This is a genomic window from Trinickia dabaoshanensis (assembly GCF_002879885.1).
Taxonomy (GTDB): domain Bacteria; phylum Pseudomonadota; class Gammaproteobacteria; order Burkholderiales; family Burkholderiaceae; genus Trinickia; species Trinickia dabaoshanensis.
In genome coordinates this window covers 209,597-231,449 of the sequence record NZ_PNYA01000005.1, presented here as the reverse complement: position 1 = coordinate 231,449, position 21,853 = coordinate 209,597, and the positions used below count along the sequence as shown (strand labels likewise).

Here is a 21,853-nt window from a genome sequence, read left to right as displayed (position 1 = left end):
TCGCGCCCTATTGATCGGGACTACGGCGGCGCCCGGAAAAACTTCATACGGATTGTTACGGGGGCGCCGCTTTCGAAATTGATATCGATCAAAAAAGCTTCAATAGGTGTGGCCGAGCTGGAAGTACAGATTGCGGCGACCGCCCGGGGCGAGCGCGATACCGAAGTACAAGGGACCGAACGAACTCGTCACGCTCGTAAAAAAGGTCACGCTGCGTTTGAGGGCGCTGCTGCCGAAGCGGTCGCCTTGCTGCCAGACGTTGCCCGCTTCGAAGCTGATGCCGGCGTACAAGCCCTCTAGCGGCGCCGTTTGGAACCGCATGAGTTGGTTCAGATAGGTGACCTGGGCGTAGAGCATCGAATTGCCCGACAACTGGTCGGCGGCGTAGGCGGACAGATGTTGAAAGCCGCCCAGCGTGAAGCCGAGCGGATTCGCCGCGTTTTGGCCGCCGATGTCGCCCCCCGCTTCGACGCTGGCGTTCAAGCTGTGCCGCCCGAAGCTGACCGCGCCGATGAGTTTGCCGTAAAGCTCCGTGTAAGGGTCGCTTTGGCCGAAGACGGAACGTTCCGCGCGCAACTCGGCGAAGTAGCCGGTGCGCGGAAAGAGCGGATCGTCGAGTTGATCGATGACGAGCTTGGCCCGTGCCGAGATCTCGTGCCCATACACATCGGGAAACAGCAGTGTCCCGTCGTCGAGCGGCAAGTTGTAGACAGGCGAGCCGAACGCGTGCGAATACGCCAAGCCGATCCGGAAGTCGCCCAGGCGCGCGATCGGCATGCCGAAGTCGATGCCCGCCCGCTCGGTTTGCAGGTGGTATTGCGTCATGCGGACACCCGTGCTGTCGTCGTAGATGTTCGCGAAGCGGCGCTCGAACTCCGCGTAGGGGGCGATGTAGTAACCGAGCGCCGTGGACAGCGGCTGGCGCAGCTCCGTATTGAATCGCAATAAATCGCTGCCGAGCGTGGCGTCGGCGCGGAACTCGAGGCCTGATGCGGTGAGCCATGGGCGCCGGTAGCCGAGGTTGAGCCGGAACCCGCCTTCGTCTTCCGAGCTGCTCGATAAGCCCAGGCCGAACAGCAGGAAGTTCGGACCCCAGGATTTTTCCCGTGCATCGATCACGAGGCGAGGGCCGTCCTGATCGTCGATCAACTGCTGCGTCGCACTTTCGAAGTCGCCGGAGGTGACGAGCGTTTGTAGATCGCGAGTGACGGCGAGCGGATCGTAGGTATCGCCCGGATGCAGGTTCAAGAACTTGTTCACGCGCGCGGCCGGTACTTTGCCTCGGGTGTGGACCTCGACATGCGCGAGTTTGACCGGCCGGGGTTCCTCGGCGGCATGGGCGGCGCGATACGCCGCGTATTGCTCGGGCGAGAGCTCGAAGCGCGCCAAGCTCGGCAACGCGGCGCGCGCGGCGGCGGCCCCGGCCTCGATGGCCTCGTTCGCATGCGCGAAATCGGAAAAACCGAGATTGCCCAGCGTCGGTTTGATCAGCACGTCGTTCGGCGTCAATTGCGCGCGATGCCGCCCCACGTTCTGGTGAATCAAGATGCCGAGCATCTGTTGCATCACGTCCGTCGGCGAAGACAGCGCATCGAGGGGGCGCAAAGGCGAGCTGATATCGACGGCGATCAGGACATCGGCGCCCATCGCGCGGGCCACGTCGGTCGGCAAGTTATTGACCAGGCCGCCGTCGACGAGCGCGGTGCCGTCGAATTCGGCCGGCGCGAACAAACCCGGCATGGCCATGCTCGCCCGGATCGCTAGCGGCAGTGAGCCATGGTCGAGCACGACTTCGTCGCCCGTGCTGAGCTGGGTCGCCACGGCGCGGTACGGAATCGGGAGGGTATCGAAAGGGGCGTTGGCCGGCAGGTTCGAGGTCCATTCCTGCAACAAGGCCTGCAGACGGTTGCCTTGCACGAGCCCCGCGGGCAGTTTCGCGCCGTCGGCGCTGAAACCGATACTGCCCACGTACAGCCGGGAATCCTCGCGTTGAGATTGGGGCAGATCGGAGCGCTTTTCGACATCGAACGCGATATCCGCCAAATTGACGTTCGCCAGCCGCGCTTGCATCGCGTCGGCGCCCATGCCGCTCGCGTAAAGCCCGCCCACGACGGCGCCCATGCTGGTGCCGGCGATGCAGTCGACGGGAATGCGGTTTTCCTCGAGCACGCGCAGCACGCCCAAATGCGCATATCCGCGCGCGCCGCCGCCCGATAGGACCAGGCCGATCGCCGGCCGTGAACCGCTGCTTCCGCGCGCGCGGCATACGGGGTCTTGCGCATGGGCTGCCTCAGGGGCCGCCACCACGGCGGCGAACGCCAGCATGACGGCGCAGCTTACGCGTATCGCCGTCCGAATCGACACCATGCGTACCATGCGGCCCCAAAAAATACCGAATATTACACAACCCGGCGCCTTTTTCGGACAAAGCCAGCCGCTTTATTACGCGTGTGGAAGAGGGAAGAGGGGGCCGGCTAAGCGGCCCCGATCGCGCTTAGCCGACGCGGGCCTCGCGCATCGATGGCGCTGACGCGTCGGGGACGAGTTCGAGCCGGTAGCCGTGCCCATAGACCGGTGCGAGCCGAACGCCGTTGTCCGGCCGCAATTGCAGCTTCGTCCGCACGCGCGACATATGGGTGTCGAGCGTACGGGAGATCGCGCTCTGGGGTTGGCCCCACAGCGTGCCGCCGATGTGTTCGCGCGAGAGCACGCGTCCCGCATGTTGGAACAAAAGAAGAACGAGATCGAATTCGCGCCCCGTCAGCTCGATCGGCGTGTCACGCAAAAGGCAGGTGCGGCTCACGGGATCGATGCGATAGCAACCCACTTCGATCACGGTTTGCGCGCCGTTTCCCGAATCCGGATACGCGCGACGGCCCAGCGCTTCGATGCGCGCGAGGAGCTCGCTCGTACGGATGGGTTTGATCATGTAATCGTCGGCGCCGGCCGAGAGGGCGGTGACGACGTCGGCCTCGAGCGAGCGGCTCGTCATGAAGAGAATCGGCACGCGCTCGCTGAGGTTGGCGCGCGCCCATATCGTGACTTGGTGACCGGTCACGCCGGGCAGGCACCAATCGAGCAGAACCAAGTCGAAACGGTCGCGTTTGAGGCGGCGAATCAACTGGCTGCCGTCGCGAAACAGCTCGCACTCGTGCCCTGCCGAACGCAATACTTCGCCGATGTGTTCGGCGAGAACGTCATCGTCTTCCAGATAGGCGATCTTCATTTCTTTCGGGTCATCTCGCTCGCGTGCATCGAATATGAATCGGAAATCCCGCCGCGCATCGGCGCTCGGCGCATCCGACTCGAATATCGGCTTGCAATTGTACCGCCGCCGCTTGTCTAGCGGACTAAACGCAGTATCGCAAAAGGTGAGCAATTGACATTTGTTTGCAATCGTAGCGGTTTTAGGCTCATTCGCCTGCCTCTGAGCAATCCAAGCGAGCGACGATCAAATGAGGGCAGCCGAATAGACAGTGCACGATCGCGCGAAATTCGCTAAGCTCCGGGCTTCGGCGTCGCGCAAAGGGATTACTGTATACAAATAGCGACAGGACACGTGGGCCGGATGCCTGCGCGCCACGCGGCTCGTGTCACGCTCGCCGCCACCGCCGCATTAAAAAACAATTCTCGATTTATAGATAAGACGATGCGCAACCCAAATGCCGTCATTACGGTTTCGCGCGAGGGATCGCAGGGGTTTGACGAAGCCGGGTGCCGCAAAGGGGGGCGCGCGTCGGCGATCGCCGCGATCGTTGCCGTGGCCGTCTCCTTCGGTGCGACACCCGCACGGGCCCAAAGCAAAATCGATGCGCTCGCAACCGCCGCCTATGTGACGGTTGCCGGCGATACGCTGTTCGAAGTGGCGCAGCGCTACTTGACCGACGCCGGCGGATGGCGCGCGTTGGCACGGCTCAATCACGTAAGCGCGCCTAGGCTGTTGCCGGCGGGGATGACGTTGCGGCTTCCGCTCGCATTGCTGCGCCGCGATTCGACCGCGGCGAGCATCGTCGCGCTGAGCGGACGTGTGACGGCGCGCGCGCTCGGCACCTCGCCGGGGACACGTGCCGCGCCGGAGGTGCCGCTGCTGCCCGGACGTATCCTCGGAGAGAACGACGCGGTCAGCACCGGCGCGGACGGATTCGCGACGCTCGAACTCGACGACGGATCGTACGTCAGCATCGCGCCGAACAGCCATATCGTTTTATCGGTGTTGCGCAAGATGGCGCTCACGGGAATCGAAGACCACGTCATCGAATTGCAGCGGGGCGAGGTCGCAAACGAAGTGACGCATGCGAAGCAAAGCGGCGACCGCTTCGAGGTTCGCACGCCGTCGATCGTGGCGGGCGTGCGGGGCACACGTTTTCGCGTGAATCAACTCTCGTCGATGACGGCCGTCGAGGTGCTCGACGGGACCGTCGCGGTCGGCTCGTCCGCGGGAGCGGCGACGGGCAAGAGCGGGCCCGCGCCGGAGCCCGAGTCCGCGCGGTCGCAGTTCGTCGGCGCCGGGCAGGGCAGCGCGACGCCGAACGGGGGCGTCGTGGGTGCGCCCCAGCCGCTCATGCCGGCGCCGGTGCTCGCTGACCCGGGGAAAGTGCAAGACGGCAAGCTCGTCGCGTTCGACCTGGTGCCGGCTGCCGATGCCGGCGGTTATCGAATCCAGATCGCGCGCGATGCCGATTTGCTCGACTTGATCCGCGACGCGCGCGTGACCGAACCGAGGGCCACGTTCTCCGACGTACCCGACGGTACCTATTTCGTCCGTATTTCATCGATCGACCGCAGCGGCCTGGATGGCTTACCCCGCGTGTATGCGTTCGAGCGCCGCACGAACGAGCTCAGCGCGACGGCAAGCGCGCCTGCGGGTTCGCGCGCGTACCGGTTCACGTGGCGGGCGTCGCGCGCGGACGCGCGGACGCGGTTTCGCCTCGTACTCTCGGCGTATGACGATCTGCGCGACCCGATCGTGGATGCGGTCGACTTGACGGATACTTCGCTCGTCGTCTCCGATTTGCCCGCGGGCGACTACTACTGGCGCGTCGTGTCCGAGCAATACGAGGGAGGGCGGTTCTACGAAACGACGGGGCCCGTGCGCATGTTCACGCTGGCGAAATGAGGCGCGTGAATGACCCCTAACGAATCGCTCGCCCCGCCTCGTCGACTGCGCTTGACGTGGCGTCCGGAGCTGAGCGTCTGGCACCGGTTCATGCGCGAGTGGCTGGCGATCGGCTGTGTCGGCGTCGTGGCGATTTTCGCGTGTGCCGTGGGCGATGTCGCGACGAACTTCAATCGCCTCGTCTACGATCGGATGCTGACGTTGCGCACGCAGCCGCTCGCACCCGAAATCGCGGTCGTGCGCATCGACGACGACAGCGTGTCCGCGTTGGGGCGTTGGCCGTGGCCGCGTACCTTGCAGGCCCGCTTGATCGATGCTGTCGCCAAGGACGGCGCGGCTGCCATCGTCTACAACGTCTTGTTGACCGAGCCCGCGGCCGGCGACGATGAGTTGGCGCGCGTGCTGCGCTCGGCGCCGACCTATTTGCCGCTATACGTCGATACGCGCGCGCGTGGCGGCGTGGTGGGGCCGGTACCCGAACTCGCGGCGGCCGCCGCCGGGATCGGTCATATCGACGTGCAGCCCGATTCGGACGGCATCGTGCGCGGCGTCGCGCTGCGCGAGCGTGCCGCCGGTGTGAGTTGGGATTATCTCGTGATGCCGTTGCTCGACGATATTCGAAGCGGGAAGATCGCGCTGGCGGACGGACGGTATCGTACCGCCCATGCGGGCCCGATTCCGACCTCGAGCACGTTCGAGGGAGGTGCGAGCGGCAATGCGCCGTCGCGCGTGCTGATCCCGTTCTCGGGCCGCGTGCCGGACGGCGCGCAAGTCTCGGCCCACGATCTGCTCGACGGTAACGTGCCCGCCGGCGCGTTGCGCGGAAAGGTCGTATTCATCGGCTTGACCGCGTCCGGACTGCTCACGCATCTGGCCACGCCGATCACGGGAACATGGGGACCCACCTCCGATACGTTGTTGCACGCGAATGCGTTGAACGCGCTGATGATGGACAGCGAGATTCGCCCCGTCAGGCCGCGCTGGCTGTTCGTGGTGTCGCTCGTGCCGCTGGCGGCGTTGCTTGCCGGGTTGCTCTTTCTCTCGCCGTGGCGCACGTTGCTGCTCACGCTCGGCCTCGCTCTCGTTTGCCTCATCGTGAGTGCGGTGCTGCTCGAATACGCCCGCGTCTGGCTTTCGCCGGTACCGGCGTTGATGGCGTTGCTCGTGGTGTATCCGCTATGGAGTTGGCGGCGGCTCGAAATGACGATGTCTCGGCTGCAACGCGAACTCCAACGGCTGGCGGACGATGCCGATACGTTGCCGATCATTCCCGTGCGTCCGCGCGAGGTCCGGGGCGATGCGCTCGAGCGGCATATCGCGCTCGTCGAGCAGGCGGCCGACCGCATGCAGGACATGAAGCGATTCGTTTGGGATTGCTTGAACAGCCTGCCCGAGCCCATTTTGGTTGCCGACCGGCAAGGCTCGATTTGCGTCGCCAACAAGGCGGCGCGCGAGTGTTTCGCCCGGATCGGCAACTCGGCGCTCGAAGGACGGCGCCTGACCGATGCGCTCGGCGAGATGCGGTTCATCAAGACGATCGGCCCGGAAACGGTTTCGGACGCCGAAGTGCTTGCGCGATGGCCCGAGGTGCTCGATCCGACCGACGTCGAGCGGGTCCGGGTCGTCAAGCGCGGAATCGAGGTGCGCGATCGAGCCGAGCGCGACTTCCTATTACGCTATGCGCGTTGCCGGAACGCGCGCGGCGAAATATCGGGCTATTGGGTCGTGGGGCTTGCCGAAGTGACGGCGCTGCATGCGGCCGAGCAAGCGCGAGAGGATGCGCTGCGGCTGCTGTCGCACGATATGCGGTCGCCGCATGCATCGGTGCTGGCGCTGATCGAGGAGGAGATGGCGGTGACGCGTTCCGAGCGCGTGCGCACGCTGCTCGAGCATATCGAGCGCTATACGCGCCGCGCGCTGACCCTCGCCGACGACTTCGTACAGTTGACGCGCGCCGAGTCGCAGGCTTACCTCTTCGAACCGGTCAATCTCGCCGACGTGGTGCTCGATGCGAGCGACGAGATCTGGCCCCAGGCCCGGGCCAAGGGCATCTTCGTCGAAACGCATTTCGAGGGCGATGGACACTGGATTCATGCCGATCGCTCGCTGATGACGCGAGCGGTGACGAACTTGCTGAACAACGCGGTGAAGTACAGTCCGACCGAGACCTCGGTGCTCGTCTCGGTGACGTACGTCGCGAACGATCGCGTGCAGTGCAGGATCGTCGATCAAGGCTACGGGATGACCGAGGATGCGCAGGCTCATCTGTTCGAGCGCTTCCGCCGCTTTAGGACGACGGGCCAGCCGCAGTCGCAGGGCGCCGGACTGGGAATGGCGCTCGTAAAGACCGTGGTCACGCGGCACGAAGGGGAGGTATCGGTCGAGAGCGAGCCGGGGCGCGGGACGACCGTGACCGTTTCGCTGCCGAGGTGGGACGGCGATGCGTAAGTACCGGCCGCACCAGCCGGGATCGCCCCTCGCAGGCTTGCCTGCGGACGAACAACGACGACACGACGGGCGCATGATATGAAAAGGTTATGGCTGCTTGCGGCTTGCGCTGCGGCACTCTCGGGCTGCGCCGCGCCGCAGAGCGCCGTGCGCGCGAACGCCGTGCCAGGCTTTGGCGCAGGCGTGCGCACCTACGCGTTCATGGACGGTTCGGATCGGCAAGGCGAGCGGGGCGGTCAGCCTGACGGCTTCGCACCGGCCGTCGAACGTCGATTGGCCGAGCTCGGCTTTACCGCCGCGCCCCAGCCGGTCGCGCGCTACCGTATCGCGCTGACCCACGAGACGCGTCCGGCGTCCGTCGGCATCGAGTACGGCGGCTGTGCCGACGAGGCCCCGTGCGGGGCGCCTGCATTGCCGCCCGGATTCGAGTGGCCGGGCGCCAAGCCCTACGTGCATTCGCTGACCCTGCGGTTCTTCGATCGGACCGACGGGCGCGAGGCCTACAAGGTCAGCGCCGCCAAACGCGACCGGGACCCCGACCCCGGCCACGCGATCGACGCGCTCGTGGCAAGCGCGCTCGCTCGCCTGCCGTTCGGCGAAACGGGCACGGCTACCGGCGATCGCACGGGCCCCACCGATTGGAAGATCACGCTGAGCAAGCCGGGGGCCGACGCGGCGCCGCGTGTGACGGGCATCGCCGCGCTCGCGCACTGATTTCGGCGGGAGCGGGTACCGGCCGTCATGTGCATCGGTAAAACGCTGGCGGCTGCCCGTTGCGGTTCGTTGCGGTATGCACACCTCGTCATCGGTGGCATTCTTCCGTAGAATGCCCTCGCGAAGCTGGGACCAGGAGACGAACGATGAATACGATAACAAGCGCGCCGGCCGGCGATCCTCCTCGAGCAGTGCGTCGCGTCACGCGCTGGTATGCGAGCTTTCTGCGGCTCGCTTTCGCTTTGCTTCCTGCCTATCTCATCGCGTATCTGTACTATTTCCAAGATCCCCGGATCGTCTTCGAGGATCACCTCTTCCACGAAGTGGCGATCGCCGCCGCGACGCTGGAGGGGCTATTCGTCAGCTACGTCACCTGGCAGTGCTATCGCCTCTCGGGCGAGCCGATCTTGCGCTGGATGACGCTCGGCTTTACGGGTTTCGTCGTGGTCTACGCGTTGCACGGGGCCTTCACGCCGCTCGCGCACCACCACATGTGGCTTTTTTTGTTGTACGGACCCGCCTCGCGATTGCTCATGGCGGCGCTGCTGTTCGTCGGGTTGCTCTCCTATGGGGCAAGCGCCGATCCGGTCGAACGGCGCGCGGACCGATTGATGTGGGGCTCATGGTTCGGCGTGTTCGTGGTCGTGGACCTGCTCGTCGCCGTACTCGCGAACTCCGCGATTGCCGGCGCATTGGCCGTGCGGTTGTCGCTCGAAGGCGGCGCCATGTTGATCTCGTTGCTGAACGTCGCCTGCCTGATCGTTCGACGAATTCGTTCGCCGCTCATGCAGATCTTCGGGATTTCGGTGATGGCGTTCGCGCTGTCCTCGCTTGCCTTCATTCTCGGCAAACCCTGGAATCACATGTGGTGGCTGGCGCACGCCATATTCGCGGGCGGTTTCTTCTTATTGAGCTACGGAATCGTACAGGCGTTTCATACCACGCGTTCGTTCTCGACGATCTATAGCCAAGAAGAATTGTTGGCCCGCTTGCGCGACGAAATGGCGCGCACGCATAGCGCGCTGCAAGAGTTGCAGCGCAGCAATCAGAAGCTCGAATCGCTGGCGGCTGTCGATTCGCTGACGGGGACCGCGAACAGGCGCACTTTCGTGCAGCGGCTGGAGACCGAGGTGGCCGCGGCGAAGCGCGGCGGTGCGCCGTTTTCGCTGTTGGCCGTGGACGTCGATAATTTGCAGCGCATCAACGAGCGCTTCGGCGAGCGGATGGGCGATAGCATCTTGCGCGCCGTCGCGACCGCCTGCACCGACGCCATGCGGCCGCATCAAGGAATCGCGCGCGTGGGCGGCGGCGAGTTCATGGCGTTGGTGCCCCATGCGGCGCTCGATGCGGCGCTGATGATCGGCGAGCGGCTTCGCACCGCGATCCAGTCGCTGCAATTCGAAGGCGGTCAAGAGCGCTTTTCGGTCACGGCCAGCGTCGGCATCGCGCAATTCGGGCCGGACGGTACCACGGCCGACGCGGTGATGCGCGCCGCGGACGAGCGTTTGAAGCGCGCGAAGACGCACGGACGCAATTGTGTGATTGCCGTCTGATAGGCGTTGGTCCGGCTTAAGGCTCGGTTAAGCCGGCCTGTGCGATGCTCGGCGCGCATCCCTACCTCGGAACGAACGAATCATGCGCTTGCTGTTGGTCGAAGACGATCGAATGATCGCGGAGCCCGTGCTCGATACGATGCGCCGGGCCGGTTACGCGATCGATTGGGCGGAAGACGGGCGTGCCGCGGAGCTGTCGCTCGATAACGGCGTGTACGACTTGGTATTGCTCGATCTCGGCTTGCCCAAGAAAGACGGCATGTCCGTATTGCGCGCGTATCGCGATGCGGGCGGCGCGGCGCCGGTCATTATCCTGACCGCGCGCGATGCGGTGGACGAGCGCGTGCGCGGGCTCGACACCGGCGCGGACGACTACCTCGTCAAGCCGTTCGACCTCGATGAGCTGGCCGCCCGGGTGCGGGCGCTGTTGCGCCGGCGCACCGGGCAAAAGCAGCCTGTCTACACGCATGGCGAACTGACGCTCGATCCCGCCGCGCACGAAGTCACGAAAAACGGCACGCCGGTTGCGCTCGTGCCGCGCGAATTTGCGCTGTTGCGCGCGTTGATCGAGGCGCCTACCCGCGTGCATACGAAAGCCGAGCTCGAGGAAAAGTTATACGGATGGGGCGAGGAGATCGGCAGTAATGCCGTCGAGGTGCACGTGCATAGCTTGCGGCGCAAGATCGGCGCGGAGCAGATCGTCACCGTGCGCGGCGTCGGCTATCGGCTGAGGCGTGTCGAATGACATCGATTCGACGCTGGCTGCTCGGTTGGCTCATCTTCGGTTTCGCGGCGGCATCGGTTGTCGCGGGTTACGCGATTTTTCGGACCGCGCACGAGGAGGCGAGCGAGCTGTTCGACTACGAACTGCACGCCGTGGCGGTCTCGTTGCCGCCGGGTATGGCGGCGACCGACGCGTTGGCACAGGGCCCCGCCATGCACGATCTCTCCGACGATCGCATCGCGATCGACGTCTGGGACGCGCAAGGGCAACTCGTCTATCGATCGGAGGGTTCGCTGGACATCGCGCCGCTCGCCGAGGGATTTCGTACGATCGAGCGTCACGACAAGCATTGGCGCGTGTTCGGCCTGCGTCAGCCGGGGCGTTTCATTCAAGTCGCACAGCCCGTTTCGGTTCGCGAAGCACTGGCGCTGCGCCTTGCGCTGCGCACGTTGTGGCCGCTCGGCCTGCTATTGCCGTTGACCGTGGCGCTCGTGCTGTTCGTCGTGACACGCGGCCTCGCACCCATTCGGGCGCTCTCGCGCATGCTGTCCACTCGCTCGCTCGAAGCACTGGAACCCGTTCGCTTCGCGGGCCCCGTGCCGGTCGAGATGCTCCCGCTAGTCGATGCGTTGAACGACTTGCTGTCGCGGCTGAACGCGGCTTCGAGCGCACAGCGTACGTTCGTCGCCGATGCGGCCCACGAACTGCGTTCGCCGTTGACCGCATTGAAGCTGCAATTGCAAGCGGCGCAGCGCAACGGTTCGCTGCAAGGCGAGGGCGATACGGTGCGCAGCATCGAAGCGCGGCTCAATCGCATTATCCGGCTCGTGCAGCAGTTGCTCACGCTGGCCCGCCAAGATGCGGAGTCGTCGGGTACGGCGTTGGCTCCCGTGGCCTTGCGCCGCATTGCGGAGCAAGCCGTTAGCGACTTTTCCCTCCTGGCCGAAGCCAAATCGATCGACTTGGGGCTGGAGGTTGCCCCGCCCGCGCGCGAGGACGATGCGTTCGAGGTCTACGGCGAACCCAACGCGCTATCGGTACTCCTGAACAATCTGCTCGACAATGCGATCAAGCACACGCCGCCGGCGGGACGTGTCGATGTCGTGCTCTGTCGAGGCGAGCAAGGCGTATCGTTCGAAGTGAGGGATACCGGACCGGGCATTGCCGAAGCCGAACTCTCGCGCGTATGCGATCGGTTTTATCGCGGCACGGATACGCAAGGCGAGGGCAGCGGTCTGGGGCTCGCGATCGCGCAGCGCGTGGCGAATCGCCACCGGGCACACGTAACGTTGCGCAATAACGCCGAGGGGCAAGGGCTGACCGTAACGGTGTCGCCGCTCAGGCCTGTCATGTCCGGCTCTGCTAAGGTTCGAGCGAGCTAAAACGTTTAACGTATTTCGTCGAGGCCGCGCCTCGTTTTTCAACTCCATGCCTTCATTTTTCATTCCTTTGGGAAAGCGGATCGTCCGCCATTGGCTGCTCTGTAGCCCGGTTATTATCGTGGCGGCGATCGTCGGGCTTTATTATTGGTCGAAGCCCGCCGATGTCGTGCCGCCGGCGCGCAACGTTCATTTCACGTTCGGCGTGAGCGATCTCTATGCTCCGTTTCTTTCTCCCTCGGAAAACGCGGACGTATTGAGTCACCTTCCCGAGGGCGCGGAGGTATCGGCCACGTACCAGCACACGACTTACTCGTATTCGCTCCTGTCGTGCATGATTGGCGTGGCCTGCTTGCCCGATCCCCATTGGCATAGCGATACGAAAGAGGAAATCCGCCTTTATCCGGCCAAGATCGAGCCGTACCAAGCAAACGGCAAGACTCGCTCGTTCAGTGTCGATCTGCCTCAAACGCTCCCGGGCGGTTACGCGCTGGAAAAGCTTTACTTGAGTGTCTCGGCCGATACGTTTTATCGGCAGCCGAGCTATAGCGCCCTCGTCGCCCAAACGGAAAAGGGATCGAAGTCGTCGTTGGACGATTTAAAGACCCCGCCCGCTTTCGAGTACCTCGTCTCGTACCTCGATCACGACCTGCCTCAGGACGTTCGGTACGACCAAGACTGCCTCGACGTCATGACGCCGCTGCGCTTTCCGACGGTCCCTATTCCCGTCGTCACCCGCATCACGAGCGATTCGAACCGGATGGGGCTCATGCGGATCTCGAGCCGTTCATGCCCGCTCATAGACAGCGATCTGAGCGATGCGCCGGGCTTTACGACTGGGAAAGTGCCGCTGAGCCGCGTCGCCGCCTCGCAAAGTAGTATCGACTTCGACGGGGTGGCCGGAGCGACGATCCTCTCCGGCCGCGTGACGGCCACGGAAGACATGACGCGCTGGCAAAACGAAGGCAAGGATGGGGTCGGCCTATATCTCGTTGAATTCGGTCCGTTTCGTCAATTGGAAGTGCGCTCTTATCCGGACAGCGCACGGCCGTCGAAGCATATTCGAATAGAAACGTGGACGTTTTTCGACGACGCGCTCGTCGGGTATTCCGGTGAGGTGTTCTACCCGCCGGCGGACGGAGCCGATAGCGACAAAACGGTTCAATGGAAGGAGTACTTCCATGACGGCAAGCCGGTTTGGATGCAAACGACGCCCGCCATTTGCGATACGCCCGATTGTCAATCCGTCCTCACCGAGGTGAACTTCTCGACCACGCGCCCTTACGGCGAACTGCAATCGGAAGCGCGCTCGTATTTGCGCTTCAAGGGGGTACTCAAACCGGTCGACAAGAACGGATAACCGCGATCGCGGCCTCTGGTCGTAAAATGCCTACCGCCTCGTCCAACGATAAGAGCCATGCAGCGTCAATTCGGAGACCTTCTTTTAGGCAGCATCGAGTTGTTTTGCCTTGCTGCCGAATCGGAAAGCTTCACGGTCGCAGCCGCGGCCGCCAGTGTCAATCCGGCTGCCGTCAGCCGCTCGGTCGCGCGTTTGGAGGCGCGGCTCGGCGTACGGTTATTCGTCAGAACCACACGGCAAATCAGGCTGACGGACGCCGGCAGGCGCTATTTCGACCAATGCAGACAAGCCTTATCGCAGCTCGCCGAGGCGGAGCGCGAAGCGACTGGCCATCAAATCGCACCCGCCGGCGTACTTCGCATCAGCATGCCGACGCCGTACGGCCATTACCGCGTGTTGCCGATGCTGGCCACGTTTCGTGCTCGCTACCCGCAAGTGAGGATCGAGGCGCATTTGAGCAATCGCAACATCGATTTCGCCGAAGAGGGCTTCGATCTCGCGATTCGCGGGCGAGCGCCGCGCGACTCGAACCTGATCGCGCGAAAGCTCGAAGATGCGCAACTCGTGGTCGTGGCGGCGCCGGCGTATTTGCGACGAGCCGGCCGGCCTGAAACCCTGGACGATCTCGCTCGTCACGATTGCATCCAGTTCGAGTTGCCGAGCAATGGCCGACACGTGCCATGGACGTTCAAGCTCGATCGAGAAGCGGTGGAAATCACGACGAACGGCGCGTACACGACCTCGGGCGACGCGCTGGCGGGCGTGACGCTGGCGCGCCACGGTGCCGGGATCTTCCAAACTTATCGCTTTCTCGTCGAACAGGATTTGGCGGACGGTACCCTAGAGGAACTCCTTCCGGCCTTCGGCGGTTGCACGCGCCCGTTCATGCTGCTCTATCCGCACAACCGCCATTTATCCACGCGCGTGCGCAGCTTCGTCGATTTTTTGATCGACGAAGTGCGCCGGTAACGCGCTACGACGTTTTTGCCGCGCGTTGTTTTCGGTAGGCTTCGACGGGCAACCCACCCCAGCCCCAGTTTTTCAGATCGACTTCCTCGATGACGACGAACGTGGAATCGAGCGGTTTGGCAAGGACATCGAGCAGGACTCGACTCACGCCTTCGATCAAGCGCGCCTTTTGCTCGGGTGTGATTGCCGTGGCGCCAGGCTGTGTGCCTTCGCGCGTGACTTGAATGGTGACGATGGGCATGGCGTTCCTCCGTTGTGCCTTGGGTATGTCAACGCCCGGCGCTTTGACCGCCGTCCACGTGCAGAATCTCGCCCGTCACGAACGGCGCCGCGTCGAGATAAAGGATCGCATCGACGATGTCGCTCATCTCGCCCATGCGGCCCACGGGATGAAAGCTCGCCAAGGTCGCATGCGTTTCGGGGGCGTGCATCGGTGATTTGATGATGCCGGGCGAAACGGCGTTGACGCGAATGCCCGCCTTCGCATATTCGACGGCGAGCGATTTCGTCGCGGCGTTCAGCCCGCCCTTCGTCAGCGAGGCGAGCACGGACGGCACCTGGCTGTTCGCTTGTTCGGCGAGCGTCGTCGTAATCGTCACGACATGGCCACTGCCTTGCTTTTCCATCTGAGCGATCGCTTGCTGCGTGATATGGAAAAAACCGTGCAGGTTCACGTTGCTGAACGCGGCGTAGTCGTCGGCCGTGTACTGGGTGAACGGTTTGGCGATGAAAATGCCCGCGTTGTTGACGAGCGTATCGATGCGCCCGAAGCGCCCGATCGCCGTTTCGGCGATACGCTTCGCGGTTTCGGGCTGGCCGATATCGCCGGCTATCGTGACGAGATCGGGGGCGTCCGACGGGGCGATCGAGCGGGCGTTCGCCACGACGCGATGACCTCGCGCGCGCAATGCCTTGACGGTTTCGAGGCCGATGCCTTGCGATGCGCCCGTGACGATGATGACTTTCGATGAGTTCATGGTGTGTGTCTCTATGCAATGTATGCGATGGGAGTCGGCTAGCTCGCCGATCGAATCGACGATCCGATGGGGCAAACTCTAGGCGCACCGCCGCCCGCTTCGAAGACCCACCGCGGACAAAGAGTCTTGCGTTCGAGGAACAAATCGTCCTTTGTATCCGGATTGGTCAACAGTCCTTTGCCTGCCGCCGCGCGACACGTTCGACGTCGATTTTTAAAATCGTCGCCAGCTCGTCATCGATTCAAGCGGAGGCTCGATATGAATCCGATTTCCACCTCGCATCCGGGCGCGACAACGGTCGCCCCGACGCCAGCGCTCACCGGCTCGTACGCCGCGCGCAACGAACGATACTGGCGCAGGAATCTAGCGATTTGCGTCTTCGGTTCGTTCACGACACTCGTCAGTCTCAGCATGCTGCTGCCGTTTCTTCCGTTGTATGTACGGCAACTCGGCGTGAGCTCGACGTCGGCCGTCGTGCAGTGGTCGGGCGTCGCATTCGGCGTAACCTTCCTGGGTACGGCGTTGACCGCGCCGCTGTGGGGGCAGCTTGCCGATCGCTACGGACGCAAGCCGATGCTCGTGCGCGCGGCCATCGGCATGGCGGTCGTCATGTCGACGATCGGGCTCGCGCACAACGTCTACGAACTCGTTGCACTGCGTTTCGCCGCGGGGCTGATCGGCGGATATGCATCGGCGTCGATCGTGATGATCGGCACGCAAGCGCCGCCGGAGCGATCGGGTTGGGCACTTGGCGTGTTATCGACGGGTGTGTTGGCCGGCAACCTCGTAGGGCCGCTCGTCGGCGGGATACTGCCCAATTTGATCGGCATTCGGGGGGCATTCTTCGGCGCGGGCGCCATGATCGCGATCGCGGCCGTGCTGACGATCGTGCTCGTACGCGAGGACTTCAGCGCGGCGCCGAAGCGCTCGTTGCCCCCGGGCCACGTGCGAGCGCCGGTGGCGGCCAACGGGAAGGGCGGGCTCGTCATCCTCGCCGCGCTGTTTATCACCGCGGCGATGGTCCTGCTCTCGAATATGTCGATCGAGCCCATCATCACGGTCTACATCGCGCAACTGAACGTGAGCGCGCACCGGCTCGCCACCGTAGCCGGTATCGTGATGGCGTGCTCCGCTTTCGGCAGTATGTCGATGGCCGCCCGGCTCGGCGCGCTGGCCGATCGAATCGGCGCATGGAAGGTGGTGACGGGATGCCTCTTGGCCACGGCGCTCGTCATGATCCCGCAAGCGTTCGTCACCGAATGGTGGCAACTCGCCGCGCTGCGCGCACTCATGGGGATGACGCTGGCCGGATTGCTGCCGGCTATCACGAAGCTCGTGCGTCAAGCCGTGGACGAGCACGCGTCGGGCAGGGTACTCGGCTATTTGCAGTCGGCGCAGTACGCCGGGCAAGTGATCGGGCCGTTGCTCGGCGGCGCGGTCGGCGTTCACTTCGGTCTACGCTGGGTATTTTTCGTCACGGCCGCGCTGTTGATGGCGTGCGCCGGTTTGACCGTCGCCGTGCCCCGGCAAGTGGCGCATACTTTCGGGTACGATTGCCGCCGTGGGCGGTTCGCCGATATTTGAATGGGAGGCTCGGCGGCGATGGACGTGGTGCGCAGCATGAAGATATTCATCGCGGTGGCCGAAGCGGGCAGCTTTACGGGGGCCGCTTTGGAGATCGACGCCACGACCGGCTATGTGTCGCGCACCGTCGCCGAACTCGAGTCGCGTCTGCGCACGCGGCTGCTGAATCGAACGACGCGCAGGATCGCGCTCACGCAGGCGGGGGAGCGCTACTTGAGCCGTTGCCGAGACATCTTGGCCTCGATCGAGGCGGCTGAAAGCGAGGCCTCGCAGGCGCATGCCACGCCGTCCGGGACATTGCGCGTTCATGCGATGGCCAGTATCGGACAGAACTACGTCGTCCCGGCGGTCGCGGCTTACCAACGGCTCTATCCCGATGTCGCCGTCGATCTGACGTTGTCGCAGAACGTGCCCGATCTGCTCGAAGACGGCTACGACGTGGTATTGCGCGTGTCGCCCGACAAGCTGCCCGATTCCAATTACATTTGCCACGAGCTCGGGACCGTTCGCGGCATCCTGTGTGCCTCGCCCGCTTACCTCGCCAAACACGGCACGCCGAAGACGGTGGACGATCTGGCGCGGCACCCGCGCCTGCAGGTGGCCTTGTCCGTATTTCCGTCGGATCACTGGCGGCTGATCGGGCCGGACGGACAGTGCGACGTGCCGTTACCCGTGCATCGCTTCAAGGTGAACGTGCCCGATGCGATGGCGGTGGCGCTTCACGAGGGGATGGGAATCGGGGCGTTGCCCACGCTTGCCGCGCGCGCATCCTTGCGTACGGGTGCACTGGTGAGGGTCTTGCCCGATTACTATCTGCAGGCGCTCGATATCTACGCCATCTACGCTTCGCGCCAATACGTGGACGCGAAAATCAAAACGTGGGTGGAATGCGTCCGCGCGTCCATTGCCGATGCATTGATCGAGGATGCGCGGCTCACGGGCCACTACGACGAACGGCGCGAGACGCACATCGATGCAGCCAAGACGAGCGCGGCGCCCGCCGCGACGAGGGGCTGATCGAAGGAATGCGTGTGCGCGGCCAGCCGGTCCGACAACAACGGTCCGGCGATTTGCCCCAGTCCGTACGCGGCCGTCAACGTGGCCATCAAGTTGAATTTCACGGTGTGCGCCACGTGCTTTGCCGCCGGCATGATGATCGTGACCGTGCCGACGAACGTGCCGCCGACGAGCACCGCGCTCGCGAGGTAAGCCCAAGGACGATGAGCGAAAGCGGGCAGCACGACGCCGATCGCTTGAATCGCCAGGTTCGCGACGAGCGCCGCGCGCGTCCCGACGCGTTCATGCCATGCATGCCAGACGAAACACGACGGTACGGCCGCGAGGCCGAATGCGGCCCAGACCTGAACGGCATCGACATGCGGCAGCATGGTCTTGATCAGCAGCGGCAGGTAAGTGGCCGTGACGATATACCCGAAGCCCGCGAAGCCATAGGCGGCGACGAGGGTCCAAGGCGCGATGCTCGAGCGCGGAGGCGAGCTCGCCTGATTGATGAGGCGCGTGTCGTCGGCGTGCCGCGCCGCGCCGTGTACGATCTTCGGCCAAGCGAGCGCCGATAGGGCGGCCGCGACGGCACCGAGCAACAGCCACAGCGCCGGCGCGCCGAGGCGGCTTGCTTGACCGAGCACGATCGCCTCCGCCGAGATGGCGATGCCCGCGCCCACGCCGGCGTACAGCACCGGGGCGCCGTGGCGATGTCCCACCACATGAAGCAGCCATACCGATGCGGCGACGAGCGACACCGCGCTCATCGCGCCCGCGACGAAGCGCGTGGCGATGAGCATCGGCACGCTCGGATGAAAAGCCAATAGGGCCAGGCAGAACACGGTTCCCGCCATGGCGAATCGGGTCGCACGCGCCGCATGGCGATCGCCGACGCGGCTCATCGCAAGCGCGCCGAGAAGATATCCCACGTAGTTGGCGCAGGCGGCGAGCGAGCCGGCGGAAACCGTCATGACCGCCTCCTTCACCATGATCGGATACATGCCGGTGAACGAAAAGCGGCCGAAACCCATGCCGACGGCGAGAACCAAGGCGCCGGCCAACGACTCGGCAAGCGGGGCGCGGCGAACGTGCTCGAATGTGCTGTCCATGTTCATTGAATCGGACGTTTGAATCGTCCGATACCTGTTCGATGAAGATGGACCTATCGTCGCCGTGAGCGGCGGCGCGAACAATCTCCGGCCGGTCAACAGTCCGTTTACTGACCGGAGCCTTCCTCGTGCCGTTTGTACTGCGCCGCGAGCTTGTCTTGCTGGTTCGGCGGGACCGGATCGTAATGGCTCAACTGAATGCTGTATTGCCCTTCGCCGCCGGCCATGGCGTTGAGCCGCGATTGATATTCGGTCAACTCCGAAAGCGGCACTTTCGCGGCGACCGCCACCATGTGCCCGCCCAAGGGACGCGAGCCTTGCACTTGCGCACGCCGCGCGGAGAGGTCGCCCATGATGTCGCCCATGGCCGCTTCGGGCGCCGTCACCTCGAAGTCGACGATCGGTTCGAGCAAAATCGGTTGGGCCTTGAGCGCCGCATCGATGAAGGCTTTGCGCCCCGCGACGACGAAGGCGACTTCTTTCGAGTCGACCGGGTGGTGTTTGCCGTCGAATACGGTGACCCGCACGTCTTGCATCGGAAAACTGGCGAGCGGTCCGCTTTCGATCACCTGAAGAATGCCTCTTTCCACGGCGGGCATGAATTGCCCCGGGATCGCGCCGCCCTTGACCGCATCCACGAACTGGTAGCCGCTGCCCCGCGGCAACGGCTCGACGCGCAGCATGACTTCGCCGAATTGTCCGGCGCCGCCGGTTTGTTTCTTGTGCCGGTAGTGCCCCTCGGCGGCGGCGCCGATCGTCTCGCGGTAGGCAATCTTCGGCGGCCGCGTGATGACGGCGAGCTTGTACTGCTCCGTCAGCCGCTCGAGCATATGGCGCAGATGGAGTTCGCCGAGCCCGCGCACGACGGTCTCGTTCGTCCCCGTCGGATGTTCGATGCGCAAGCAGGGGTCTTCGGCGGCGAGCTTCTGCAGGATTTCCCACAATCGCTGCTCGTTGCCGCGCCGTTCGGGCTCGATCGCGAGGCCGTAAATCGGGTTCGGAAATGCGAGCGGGGCAAGATGGATGTTGCCGTCCTCTTGCGCGTCGTGCAGGACCGCGTCATACCCGATCTCGTCGACCTTGGCCGTCGCGCAGATGTCGCCGGGGCCCGCTTGCGCGATATCGACGTGGTCCTTACCTTGCAGCCGCATCAGGTGCGCGACGCGAAAGGGCTGGCGCGCATTGCCGATGTAGAGCAGGCCGTCGCGCCGCACGGTGCCTTGATGAATACGAAACACGGCCATTTTCCCGATGTAGGGATCGACGACGATCTTGAACACGTGCGCAAGCACGTGCTTGTCGGGCGAGGGCTGCGCTCGTACCGTTTCCCTGCGCGCGTCGATATCTCGGTAGAACAAAGGCGGGTTGCCTTCGAGCGGGTTCGGCAATAAGCGGACGAATATGTCCAAGAGCGCCTCGATGCCCGCGCCGGTGGCGGCCGAGGTGAAGCAAATCGGGACGAGGTGTCCCTCTCGCAGCGCCTGCTCGAAAGGCTCGTGCAGTTGTTCGGGCTTGATCGCTTCACCTTGCTCCAGATAAAGGTCCATCAATCCGGCGTCGAGTTCGATGACTTGATCGATGAGGGCATCGTGCGCCGAGGCGACCGAGGAAAAGTCGGCATCGCCCGACGGGGTAAAAAAGCAATCGACGACGGCATGCGCCGCCCGTGCGGGAAGATTGATGGGCAAGCAGGTCTTTCCGAACGTCTCTTGAATTTGATCGACGAGCGCGGGCAGGTCCACCTTCTCGGCGTCGATGCCGTTCACGATGAGGATCTTGCACAGCTTGCGCTCCCTGGCCCACGCCATCATGCGCCGCGTGGTCATTTCAATGCCGGTGCGCGCGTTGATGACGACGGCGACCGTTTCCACGGCGGACAAGGCGCTCAGCGAAAGTCCCGAAAAATCGGGGTAGCCGGGCGTGTCCACCAGGTATGCGCGTGTGTTTTGGTGATCGAGGTACGTGATCGCCGAGTTCAGGGAGTGGTGGTATTTGCGCTCGAGCGGGTCGAAATCGCAAACCGTCGTGCCCTTCTCGACGCTGCCGGCGGCGTGAATCGCACCGCTGCAACACAGCAGGGCTTCAATGAGCGAGGTCTTGCCGCAACCCGCGTGGCCGACCACGGCGATGGTACGAATGGCTTCTGGTTGGTATTCCATGGCCGCTCCCGTCCAGCGATCGCGATGGGGGCATTATTGGCGAAAAAGGTGCGTGCCGCCACCTGGCACTGATCCCATGGCCGCCCGGATGCGATCCTCGCTTCGGGTACGCAAGCGCCGCCTCGATTCGTCGACTCGGTAATTTGCCGGTAGAAAGCTGGCCGGACATCCGAATTGGTATCGTCGAAAATTAGTTTTGCAATTGCTATTGAGATCATAGAAACACAACGACTCCAAAATACCGAGTCGCCTTTGCGATAAATCGCGCCCATTCGATTGAGGTTGCGATGTTTGGGTTTGGTATAAATCATAACAAATGTCAACGTGCGCATCGCCGGGTGTGCGATGTGATCCGCCGTGTGGCACCTTTGCACCCTGTGTTAGCCAGACTGGCGGGCGATTTCACCCAAATGTTGGTTTGATGGTGGCGATTTTTGAAAATGTGGAAAATAGAACAAAGTTAGGCTCCTAAATGCGCCCGGAGATTCATGCTTCTTCTTGACATGGAAACTGTCACTTACTAAATTTCATTTCAAGTTCTAATTTTTAAAATGATCCTGCGAATTGGATTGCTAGGCGGTCGGCGCAGTTGAAGTGAGACCAGTCCCGGGCAGGGCGCCGCGCCGAAAAAACAATTGGACCTGCCGTGCATGAGATGAGCAATGCTCATTTGTCTCCCGCGGCGGGCGTCGCCGGGGAAATACGAGTGCGGCGGCGCGGGGGCAAGCTTGCTTGCCGTGGCCGAGGTTCCTTTCCAAT

General features: G+C 63.7%; 16 protein-coding genes. 10 read left to right on the top strand and 6 right to left on the bottom strand.

Annotation, left to right across the window (positions count from 1 at the left end):
- Nucleotides 1-99: 99 nt before the first annotated feature.
- Entirely contained in the window at nt 100-2,367 is a 2,268-nt protein-coding gene (locus C0Z18_RS07530) for a patatin-like phospholipase family protein (protein ID WP_233217226.1), read from the bottom strand.
- Nucleotides 2,368-2,494: 127 nt separating this feature from the next.
- Nucleotides 2,495-3,226 carry a response regulator transcription factor gene (locus C0Z18_RS07525; protein ID WP_102644831.1) on the bottom strand — a complete coding sequence of 244 codons (732 nt, stop codon included), beginning with the start codon at nt 3,224-3,226 and terminating at the stop codon, nt 2,495-2,497.
- 423 nt (nt 3,227-3,649) lie between these two features.
- On the opposite strand from C0Z18_RS07525, the gene C0Z18_RS07520 reads away from it, so the two are divergent.
- The 8 genes from C0Z18_RS07520 (at nt 3,650) to C0Z18_RS07485 (ending at nt 14,263) form a co-directional block, all read left to right on the top strand.
- A complete protein-coding gene (locus C0Z18_RS07520; RefSeq protein ID WP_102644757.1) occupies nt 3,650-5,116 on the top strand; it encodes a FecR family protein in 1,467 nt (488 codons plus the stop codon).
- 9 nt (nt 5,117-5,125) lie between these two features.
- Nucleotides 5,126-7,564: a CHASE2 domain-containing protein gene (locus C0Z18_RS07515; protein ID WP_102644756.1), complete on the top strand. Its 2,439-nt coding sequence runs from the start codon at nt 5,126-5,128 to the stop codon at nt 7,562-7,564.
- A 78-nt stretch (nt 7,565-7,642) separates the two neighbouring features.
- On the top strand, nt 7,643-8,278 hold the full coding sequence (locus C0Z18_RS07510) for a DUF4136 domain-containing protein (RefSeq protein WP_102644755.1): 636 nt from the start codon (nt 7,643-7,645) through the stop codon (nt 8,276-8,278).
- A 146-nt stretch (nt 8,279-8,424) separates the two neighbouring features.
- On the top strand, nt 8,425-9,831 hold the full coding sequence (locus C0Z18_RS07505; RefSeq protein WP_102644754.1) for a GGDEF domain-containing protein: 1,407 nt from the start codon (nt 8,425-8,427) through the stop codon (nt 9,829-9,831).
- Nucleotides 9,832-9,913: 82 nt separating this feature from the next.
- Nucleotides 9,914-10,576, top strand: a complete 663-nt coding sequence (locus C0Z18_RS07500; RefSeq protein ID WP_102644753.1) for a response regulator — start codon at nt 9,914-9,916, stop codon at nt 10,574-10,576.
- Complete coding sequence (locus C0Z18_RS07495; protein ID WP_102644752.1) at nt 10,573-11,937, top strand: ATP-binding protein; 1,365 nt, start codon at nt 10,573-10,575, stop codon at nt 11,935-11,937. The genes C0Z18_RS07500 and C0Z18_RS07495 overlap by 4 nt, the downstream gene beginning before the upstream one ends.
- Nucleotides 11,938-12,055: 118 nt before the next feature.
- Nucleotides 12,056-13,294 carry a hypothetical protein gene (locus tag C0Z18_RS07490; RefSeq protein ID WP_146013963.1) on the top strand — a complete coding sequence of 413 codons (1,239 nt, stop codon included), beginning with the start codon at nt 12,056-12,058 and terminating at the stop codon, nt 13,292-13,294.
- Nucleotides 13,295-13,351: 57 nt separating this feature from the next.
- Nucleotides 13,352-14,263, top strand: coding sequence for a LysR family transcriptional regulator (locus tag C0Z18_RS07485; RefSeq protein ID WP_102644750.1), 912 nt, complete (start codon nt 13,352-13,354; stop codon nt 14,261-14,263).
- A 4-nt stretch (nt 14,264-14,267) separates the two neighbouring features.
- On the opposite strand, the gene C0Z18_RS07480 is transcribed toward C0Z18_RS07485, so the two are convergent.
- Nucleotides 14,268-14,504: a tautomerase family protein gene (locus C0Z18_RS07480; RefSeq protein WP_102644749.1), complete on the bottom strand. Its 237-nt coding sequence runs from the start codon at nt 14,502-14,504 to the stop codon at nt 14,268-14,270.
- 28 nt (nt 14,505-14,532) lie between these two features.
- Nucleotides 14,533-15,240, bottom strand: a complete 708-nt coding sequence (locus tag C0Z18_RS07475; protein ID WP_102644748.1) for an SDR family NAD(P)-dependent oxidoreductase — start codon at nt 15,238-15,240, stop codon at nt 14,533-14,535.
- Nucleotides 15,241-15,498: 258 nt separating this feature from the next.
- On the opposite strand from C0Z18_RS07475, the gene C0Z18_RS07470 reads away from it, so the two are divergent.
- Both C0Z18_RS07470 and C0Z18_RS07465 read left to right on the top strand, forming a co-directional pair.
- The gene (locus tag C0Z18_RS07470) at nt 15,499-16,824 is read left to right on the top strand and encodes an MFS transporter (protein ID WP_102644747.1); all 1,326 of its coding nucleotides are present in this window, start codon (nt 15,499-15,501) and stop codon (nt 16,822-16,824) included.
- 18 nt (nt 16,825-16,842) lie between these two features.
- On the top strand, nt 16,843-17,841 hold the full coding sequence (locus C0Z18_RS07465) for a LysR family transcriptional regulator (protein WP_102644830.1): 999 nt from the start codon (nt 16,843-16,845) through the stop codon (nt 17,839-17,841).
- Here C0Z18_RS07465 and C0Z18_RS07460 read toward each other — a convergent pair.
- On the bottom strand, nt 17,769-18,935 hold the full coding sequence (locus tag C0Z18_RS07460; protein ID WP_102644829.1) for a YbfB/YjiJ family MFS transporter: 1,167 nt from the start codon (nt 18,933-18,935) through the stop codon (nt 17,769-17,771). The two genes, C0Z18_RS07465 and C0Z18_RS07460, sit on opposite strands and share 73 nt — an antisense overlap.
- A 107-nt stretch (nt 18,936-19,042) precedes the next feature.
- Nucleotides 19,043-21,094: an elongation factor G gene (gene fusA / locus C0Z18_RS07455; RefSeq protein ID WP_102644746.1), complete on the bottom strand. Its 2,052-nt coding sequence runs from the start codon at nt 21,092-21,094 to the stop codon at nt 19,043-19,045.
- Nucleotides 21,095-21,853 lie beyond the last annotated feature (759 nt).

Coding starts and splice junctions, on each gene's coding strand:
- C0Z18_RS07530 (WP_233217226.1), bottom strand. CDS start 2,367: ATGGTGTCGATTCGGACGGCGATACGCGTAAGCTGCGCCGTCATGCTG.
- C0Z18_RS07525 (WP_102644831.1), bottom strand. CDS start 3,226: ATGAAGATCGCCTATCTGGAAGACGATGACGTTCTCGCCGAACACATC.
- C0Z18_RS07520 (WP_102644757.1), top strand. CDS start 3,650: ATGCGCAACCCAAATGCCGTCATTACGGTTTCGCGCGAGGGATCGCAG.
- C0Z18_RS07515 (WP_102644756.1), top strand. CDS start 5,126: ATGACCCCTAACGAATCGCTCGCCCCGCCTCGTCGACTGCGCTTGACG.
- C0Z18_RS07510 (WP_102644755.1), top strand. CDS start 7,643: ATGAAAAGGTTATGGCTGCTTGCGGCTTGCGCTGCGGCACTCTCGGGC.
- C0Z18_RS07505 (WP_102644754.1), top strand. CDS start 8,425: ATGAATACGATAACAAGCGCGCCGGCCGGCGATCCTCCTCGAGCAGTG.
- C0Z18_RS07500 (WP_102644753.1), top strand. CDS start 9,914: ATGCGCTTGCTGTTGGTCGAAGACGATCGAATGATCGCGGAGCCCGTG.
- C0Z18_RS07495 (WP_102644752.1), top strand. CDS start 10,573: ATGACATCGATTCGACGCTGGCTGCTCGGTTGGCTCATCTTCGGTTTC.
- C0Z18_RS07485 (WP_102644750.1), top strand. CDS start 13,352: ATGCAGCGTCAATTCGGAGACCTTCTTTTAGGCAGCATCGAGTTGTTT.
- C0Z18_RS07480 (WP_102644749.1), bottom strand. CDS start 14,504: ATGCCCATCGTCACCATTCAAGTCACGCGCGAAGGCACACAGCCTGGC.
- C0Z18_RS07475 (WP_102644748.1), bottom strand. CDS start 15,240: ATGAACTCATCGAAAGTCATCATCGTCACGGGCGCATCGCAAGGCATC.
- C0Z18_RS07470 (WP_102644747.1), top strand. CDS start 15,499: ATGAATCCGATTTCCACCTCGCATCCGGGCGCGACAACGGTCGCCCCG.
- C0Z18_RS07465 (WP_102644830.1), top strand. CDS start 16,843: ATGGACGTGGTGCGCAGCATGAAGATATTCATCGCGGTGGCCGAAGCG.
- C0Z18_RS07460 (WP_102644829.1), bottom strand. CDS start 18,935: ATGGACAGCACATTCGAGCACGTTCGCCGCGCCCCGCTTGCCGAGTCG.
- fusA (WP_102644746.1), bottom strand. CDS start 21,094: ATGGAATACCAACCAGAAGCCATTCGTACCATCGCCGTGGTCGGCCAC.